General features: G+C 51.0%; 6 protein-coding genes and 1 rRNA gene. 3 read left to right on the top strand and 4 right to left on the bottom strand.

All coding sequences use genetic code 11. The features are described from left to right. Window positions 1-142 (bottom strand): 16S ribosomal RNA (locus BZG73_RS14160); the annotation flags it as partial. A 489-nt stretch (window positions 143-631) separates the two neighbouring features. Here BZG73_RS14160 and BZG73_RS14155 point away from each other — a divergent pair. Continuing rightward, a complete protein-coding gene (locus BZG73_RS14155; RefSeq protein WP_046074556.1) occupies window positions 632-964 on the top strand; it encodes an SMR family transporter in 333 nt (110 codons plus the stop codon). A gap of 78 nt (window positions 965-1042) precedes the next feature. On the opposite strand, the gene groL is transcribed toward BZG73_RS14155, so the two are convergent. Beyond that, on the bottom strand, window positions 1043-2692 hold the full coding sequence (gene groL, locus BZG73_RS14150; RefSeq protein WP_069361508.1) for a chaperonin GroEL: 1650 nt from the start codon (window positions 2690-2692) through the stop codon (window positions 1043-1045). A 43-nt stretch (window positions 2693-2735) separates the two neighbouring features. Further along, window positions 2736-3026 (bottom strand): co-chaperone GroES, encoded by a 291-nt coding sequence (locus BZG73_RS14145; protein ID WP_046074554.1) that lies wholly within the window; start codon window positions 3024-3026, stop codon window positions 2736-2738. A gap of 218 nt (window positions 3027-3244) precedes the next feature. Between BZG73_RS14145 and BZG73_RS14140 the strand changes: the two genes are divergently transcribed. Beyond that, complete coding sequence (locus BZG73_RS14140; protein ID WP_077668647.1) at window positions 3245-4594, top strand: MATE family efflux transporter; 1350 nt, start codon at window positions 3245-3247, stop codon at window positions 4592-4594. Here BZG73_RS14140 and BZG73_RS14135 read toward each other — a convergent pair. Then, window positions 4564-5052: a MarR family winged helix-turn-helix transcriptional regulator gene (locus tag BZG73_RS14135; protein WP_316243046.1), complete on the bottom strand. Its 489-nt coding sequence runs from the start codon at window positions 5050-5052 to the stop codon at window positions 4564-4566. The genes BZG73_RS14140 and BZG73_RS14135 overlap by 31 nt on opposite strands. Window positions 5053-5284: 232 nt before the next feature. Here BZG73_RS14135 and BZG73_RS14130 point away from each other — a divergent pair, with 232 nt between their 5' ends. Continuing rightward, window positions 5285-6424 (top strand): homogentisate 1,2-dioxygenase, encoded by a 1140-nt coding sequence (locus tag BZG73_RS14130; RefSeq protein ID WP_077668645.1) that lies wholly within the window; start codon window positions 5285-5287, stop codon window positions 6422-6424. Window positions 6425-6429 lie beyond the last annotated feature (5 nt).

The following is a 6429-nucleotide window of genomic DNA, read 5'->3' as shown; positions in this document are numbered from 1 at the left end:
GGTTCCCAGCCGTTACTCACCCGTCCGCCGCTCGACGTCCAGTAAATCCACCGAAGCTTCAATACTGCCGTTTCCGCTCGACTTGCATGTGTTAGGCCTGCCGCCAGCGTTCAATCTGAGCCATGATCAAACTCTTCAATTTAAGTTTTTTCGAAACCGAAGTTTCAGCTCAATGAATACTGATTACTGTTTCTCTCCAAAGAGAAAAACGAATTGACTGTGCCGAACAACTGTAAAAGTTGTCGTTTGGTCACTCAGTTCATCGAATAAATCTTTTTGTCTATTCTCAACGAGTGCCCACACAGATTGCATAGGTCAAATTGTTAAAGAGCGTGTTGACTGAGTGGTTGGCATTTCGTGACTTGCGTCTCGTTGCCCCGTCAACAGGAAGCGCAGTATAGAGATCTCAGTTTTTCCCGCAACCCATTTTTGCAAAAAAAATGTCACCTGAACAAAAAGCGTACAGAGCAAGATATTTTGCCTACTTTACCTGCTATATTTTGCCGCTCGTGTTCACCTTGGCTTACATGTCCGATCGTGTCTTTCACTCTTCTCTACTCAAAATGAGGCATACATCATAAAAATTGGCTGGTAGCATAGCTCACCTGTTTCTCACTTGGGAGTCATCGATATGAAGCATTGGCTTTTTCTAGGGTTTGCTATTGTGGCAGAGGTGATTGCAACCGCATCACTCAAAAATAGTGACGGCTTTTCTAAGCTCGTTCCTTCGATATTAGTGGTAGTGGGATACAGTTTCTCTTTCTATCTACTCGCCCTCACTTTACGCGCCATTCCTGTAGGCATCGCCTATGCGATATGGGCGGGCGCGGGCGTGACATTGATAGCGCTCATTGGTTGGTTGGTGTTCGACCAGAAGCTCGATACGCCGGCGGTGATTGGGATGACACTGATTGTTGCCGGTGTGGCCGTGATGAACTTATTCTCATCCACTTCAACACACTGACGATTAAAATCGATCCTGGCAGCACACAACGAAAAAACCCAGCCGAAGCTGGGTTTTTCATTTCTGAGGGAAAGGCGATTACATCATGCCGCCCATTCCGCCCATGCCACCCATACCAGCAGCCGCGCCCATATCAGCACCGCCGTCTTTTTGTGGCAGATCGGTAACCATGGCTTCCGTCGTGATCATCAGACCCGCAACAGAGGCAGCGAACTGTAGTGCACTACGTGTCACCTTGGTTGGGTCAAGGATGCCCATCTCAATCATGTCACCGTATTCGCCGGTTGATGCATTGTAGCCAAAGTGGTTGTCGCCAGATTTCACTTTGTTAGCAACCACTGAGTCTTCATCACCCGCGTTAGTCGCGATTTGACGAAGTGGTGATTCCATAGCGCGCAGTGCAACACGGATGCCGACGTTTTGCTCTTCGTTGTCACCTTTCAGCTCGCCAACTTTGCTCGCCGCACGGATTAAGGCAACACCGCCACCGGCAACCACGCCTTCTTCAACCGCCGCACGCGTTGCATGCAGAGCATCTTCAACGCGATCTTTCTTCTCTTTCATTTCGACTTCGGTCGCTGCGCCGACTTTGATCACTGCAACACCGCCAGCCAGTTTCGCGACGCGCTCTTGCAGTTTTTCTTTGTCGTAGTCTGAGGTTGCTTCTTCGATTTGTTGACGAATCTGTGCAACACGCCCTTCAATCGCCGCTTCCTCACCGACACCGTCAACGATAGTGGTGTTGTCTTTAGTGACAGTGACGCGCTTCGCTTGACCTAGGTCTTCCAGCGTCACTTTCTCTAGATCCATGCCGATTTCTTCAGAAACCACAGTGCCTGCCGTCAAGGTTGCGATATCTTGCAGCATCGCTTTACGACGGTCACCAAAGCCAGGCGCTTTCACGGCAGCGACTTTGACGATGCCACGCATGTTGTTGACAACCAATGTCGCCAGCGCTTCACCTTCAAGGTCTTCTGCAATGATCAGCAGAGGACGAGACGCTTTTGAAACCGCTTCTAGCGTTGGTAGCAGCTCGCGGATGTTCGACACTTTTTTGTCGATCAGTAGGATAAATGGGTTATCCAGTTCAACGTTACCGGCTTCTTGGTTATTGATGAAGTAAGGAGATAGGTAACCACGATCGAACTGCATGCCTTCTACGACGCTCAGTTCGTCTTGCAGTGATTGACCTTCTTCCACGGTGATCACGCCATCACGGCCCACTTTTTCCATCGCTTGTGCGATAATTTTACCAACGGTGTGGTCAGAGTTGGCAGAAATAGTGCCCACTTGCTCAATCGCATTGTTGCTGGTGCAAGGCGCAGACAGTTTTTTCAACTCTTCAACCGCCGCAACAACCGCTTTGTCGATACCGCGCTTTAGATCCATTGGGTTCATGCCTGCCGCTACTGCTTTCAAGCCTTCATTAACAATGGATTGCGCCAATACTGTAGCGGTAGTCGTACCGTCACCCGCAGCGTCGTTTGACTGAGACGCTACTTCTTTCACCATTTGTGCGCCCATGTTCTGGAACTTGTCTTCCAGTTCAATTTCACGTGCAACAGAGACACCATCTTTGGTGATGGTTGGGGCACCGAATGATTTGTCTAGTACTACGTTACGGCCTTTAGGGCCCAGTGTGACTTTCACGGCATCAGCCAGAACATTCACACCTTCGAGCATTTTCGCACGCGCGTCGTCACTAAATTTAACGTCTTTAGCAGCCATGATTCTATTCCTTTCTTACATTATTGATTGGAGGTGAAATGAATTATTCAACGATTGCCATGATGTCGCTTTCAGACAAGATCAGAACTTCTTGACCCTCGATTTTTTCCGTCTTGGTGCCAAAGCCTTCAGAGAAGATAACAGTGTCACCCACTTGAACGTCCAATGGCTGCACGTTGCCGTTTTCAAGAATACGGCCTTTGCCTACCGCCAGCACTTTGCCGCGGGTAGACTTTTCTGCAGCAGAACCAGTTAACACGATGCCGCCCGCTGATTTAGACTCAGCTTCTTGGCGCTCAACGATAACGCGATCATGTAGTGGACGAATGTTCATCGGTCGTCTCCTGAATTAGTAATGATGTTCCGTTTGATGAAGTAAGTATGCACACAGGCCGTACATGCGTCCGGTTCCTGATGTAACTCCCTATGTGKGGACGCCCTTTTTCTTTCCCAAGGGTTTTACAGCAATTTTTTTGTTTTTTTAGACTGGCAACTTTCTCCGATTGTGAGGATCCGCTAGGGTAACCCGTCCCAACCCAGTGATAAGAGATTATGAACGACAAACACGGGCTGCTGTCTGCCCCGATTAACCTCACATTACGTAAGATGACCGTGCCCATGGTATTTGGGCTATTTGCGATCATCATGTTCAATGTGGTGGATACCTTCTTTATTTCACTGCTTGGCACGGAAGCATTAGCCGCGGTGAGCTTCACCTTCCCTATTACCTTTGCGGTTAACTCCATCACGCTCGGATTAGGGGTCGGCATTGCTGCCTTAGTGGCAAGATTGCTTGGTCAGGGCGATCATCAAGATGCCGCGCGGGTCTCGAGTCACGGCTTGATGTTGGCGGTCTTCATGGTGATGGCCGTCGGCTGGTTGGGGGCGGCCACCATCGACCCAGTGTTCTCCGCGTTGGGGGCAAGCGACAACTTATTGCCGTTAATCCATGACTATATGCAAGTGTGGTACCTCACCATTCCATTACTTGTGGTACCCATGGCAGGAAACGCGGCTATCCGTGCCACGGGCGACACGAAAACCCCGGCGAAAATCATGATGGTCTCCGGCCTGATTAATGGGGCGCTCGACCCCTTACTGATTTTCGGCTTGGGTCCATTTCCCGAACTGGGTGTGCAAGGGGCGGCCATCGCCAGTGCCGTCAGCTGGGCCGGCGCATTGATAGCCGCACTGAGTATTCTTATCCGCCGTGAGCGGCTGCTGATGGCGCCGCAATGGACCAAGCTAGCGACTGATGTGCGTCAAATCCTTAAAATTGGCATGCCGGCGGGAATGACCAATGCCTTAAACCCTGCCGCAGGCGCCATTTTAATGATGATGCTCGCCTCACAGGGAACAGAAAGCGTTGCCGCCTATGGCGCCGCTCAGCGTATTGAAGCCATTTTATTAATTGTGATGATGGCGATGACGTCATCGCTCACGCCCTTAATGTCGCAAAACTTTGGTGCGCAATACCATCAACGGGCCTTTCAGGCACTGTTTAGCGCGATGCGCTTTGCCATCTTGTTCCAGTTTGCCTTGTACTTGTCGCTGTGGCCTTTTATCGATCTGATTGCGGATTTGTTCAGTGACGATGTGCGGGTTCAACAAGAAATTGCCCACTATTTAATGGTGGTCCCGGCCAGTTACGGCTTACAAGGCACCTTGATGTTATTGGTCGGCGGCCTGAATGCCATGAAGCGTTCGCTGCATTCGTTCGCCTGCAACCTAGTGCGTTTATTTGTCTTCCTAGTGCCCTGTGCATGGCTGGGCGGCATGGTCAACGGCACCCATGGTCTGTTTGCGGGAATCGCCATTGCCAATCTACTGGCCGGTATTATGGCGTACCTCTATGCCGTGGTGCTGCGCCGTCAGATGCTCGCGTCTTCACTGCCTGCTTGATCCAGTTCATGAACGCGGTGCTGCAACACATCTAGCGCCTGATAAAGCGCTTGATACTGCGCCGCACTGAGTCCCTCGAGCATGGCTTTTTCCCACTCCAGTACTTTGGGAACAATGGTCTGATAATGGGTGCGTCCTTTGTCGGTCAAATGGACTAACGCGGCGCGCTGATCACCTTGGCACGCGCGCCGCTCCACCAACTGATGCTGCTCTAAACGGGTAAGCAAGCGCGACACTTTTACTTTATCCAGCCGCGTTTCTGCGGCTAAATCTTTCGCCATCACGCCATCACGTGCGCCCAAAGAGGCCAGCACGCGCCATTCTGGACGCGATAAGCCAAACTCTGCTTCATAACGTGCCGCAAGACTATCGGCAACCAGTTCCGCCGTGTGAACTAGCTTATAAGGCAAAAAGCTATCGAGCGCTAAATGAGGAAGGGTCATATCATTTAGTTTCAAGTGAAATCATGTGGAATACTTTACGAGAGGCTTCGATAAGATGCAAAGGTAGTGCTTTGTTTACACTTACGGTTTTTTAGCGGCAAAAATACTGAACACAAAAGGTAAATTATTTGTTAACAGAGCGTTGCTTTTTCTCGTCTCTGATCGCTAGTATAAATGGATAGATTGTTTCTTTTGAAACTATTTGGCCGTCCCGGTGAGCACGGCCGCCCAGCACAAGGAGCGAGTTATGCGAAAGTGGTTTTCATTCCCCATTCGTGAAGGGGATGCCTCATGTCAAGCCCACTGCGACTTCCCCGAGGGAACCTACGAGCGCGAGTGTGGCAAGGAAGGCTTTTTTGGCCCGGCCAGTCATATGTATCACCGCCATCCCCCGACGGGCTGGAGCGAGTGGGAAGGCCCATTGCGACCGCATGCTTTTGACACCAACCGAGTTGAAACTCAAGGCACGTCGCCAATGGATGCGCCTGTGCTGTTATCCAATGCCAACGTTCAGGTTCGCTTATGGCGCACCGATACCGCCATGTCTTATCTAGTGCGCAACAGCGATGGCGACGATTGCTTGTTTGTCCACCAGGGTGAAGGCTCGCTGTATTGCGATTATGGCCACTTGCGCTACACCAAAGGCGATTATTTGATCATTCCTCGCGCCACCAGCTGGCGACTGGTGCCGGATGACGCCACCACTTTGCTGATGATTGAAGCGACTCATGGCTCCTACATGAGCGCCGAACGAGGCATCGTCGGCGAACATGCAGTGTTTGACCCTGCGGTGTTAGAACATGCGCGCATTGACGATAGCTTTAAAGCCCAGCAATCCGATAACGAAAGCTGGCAGGTGATGATCAAATCGCGCCAACAGCTTAACCGCGTCACTTATCCTTATAACCCACTCGATGCTGTGGGCTGGAAGGGCAACCTCACTGTATTCCGACTCAACTGGCGAGATATCCGCCCGTTGATGAGCCATCGTTATCACTTACCGCCATCCGCACACACCACCTTTGTCGCGCAAGGTTTTGTGATTTGCACCTTTGTCCCCCGCCCAATCGAGTCGGATCCTGGCGCACTGAAGGTGCCTTTCTACCACAACAACGATGACTATGATGAGGTGCTTTTCTATCACCAAGGTGACTTTTTCAGCCGCGATAACATTGATGCCGGCATGGTGACCTTACACCCTTGTGGCTTCCCACATGGCCCTCACCCAAAAGCGTTCGCCGCGGGCAAAAAGCATCAGAAAAAAGAGACCGATGAAGTGGCGGTGATGATCGATACCCGTATGCCACTTGATATGGGCGACGCGGCGAAAGCCACCGAACTGACCGATTATGTTTACTCTTGGCGCACGCCAAGTGACGCAGAATAGCGAAG

It is taken from the genome of Salinivibrio siamensis (assembly GCF_001996005.1).
GTDB classification, from domain to species: Bacteria; Pseudomonadota; Gammaproteobacteria; order Enterobacterales; family Vibrionaceae; genus Salinivibrio; species Salinivibrio siamensis.
This window is presented reverse-complemented; position numbering and strand designations above follow the sequence as displayed.

Coding starts and splice junctions, on each gene's coding strand:
- BZG73_RS14155 (WP_046074556.1), top strand. CDS start 632: ATGAAGCATTGGCTTTTTCTAGGGTTTGCTATTGTGGCAGAGGTGATT.
- groL (WP_069361508.1), bottom strand. CDS start 2,692: ATGGCTGCTAAAGACGTTAAATTTAGTGACGACGCGCGTGCGAAAATG.
- BZG73_RS14145 (WP_046074554.1), bottom strand. CDS start 3,026: ATGAACATTCGTCCACTACATGATCGCGTTATCGTTGAGCGCCAAGAA.
- BZG73_RS14140 (WP_077668647.1), top strand. CDS start 3,245: ATGAACGACAAACACGGGCTGCTGTCTGCCCCGATTAACCTCACATTA.
- BZG73_RS14130 (WP_077668645.1), top strand. CDS start 5,285: ATGCGAAAGTGGTTTTCATTCCCCATTCGTGAAGGGGATGCCTCATGT.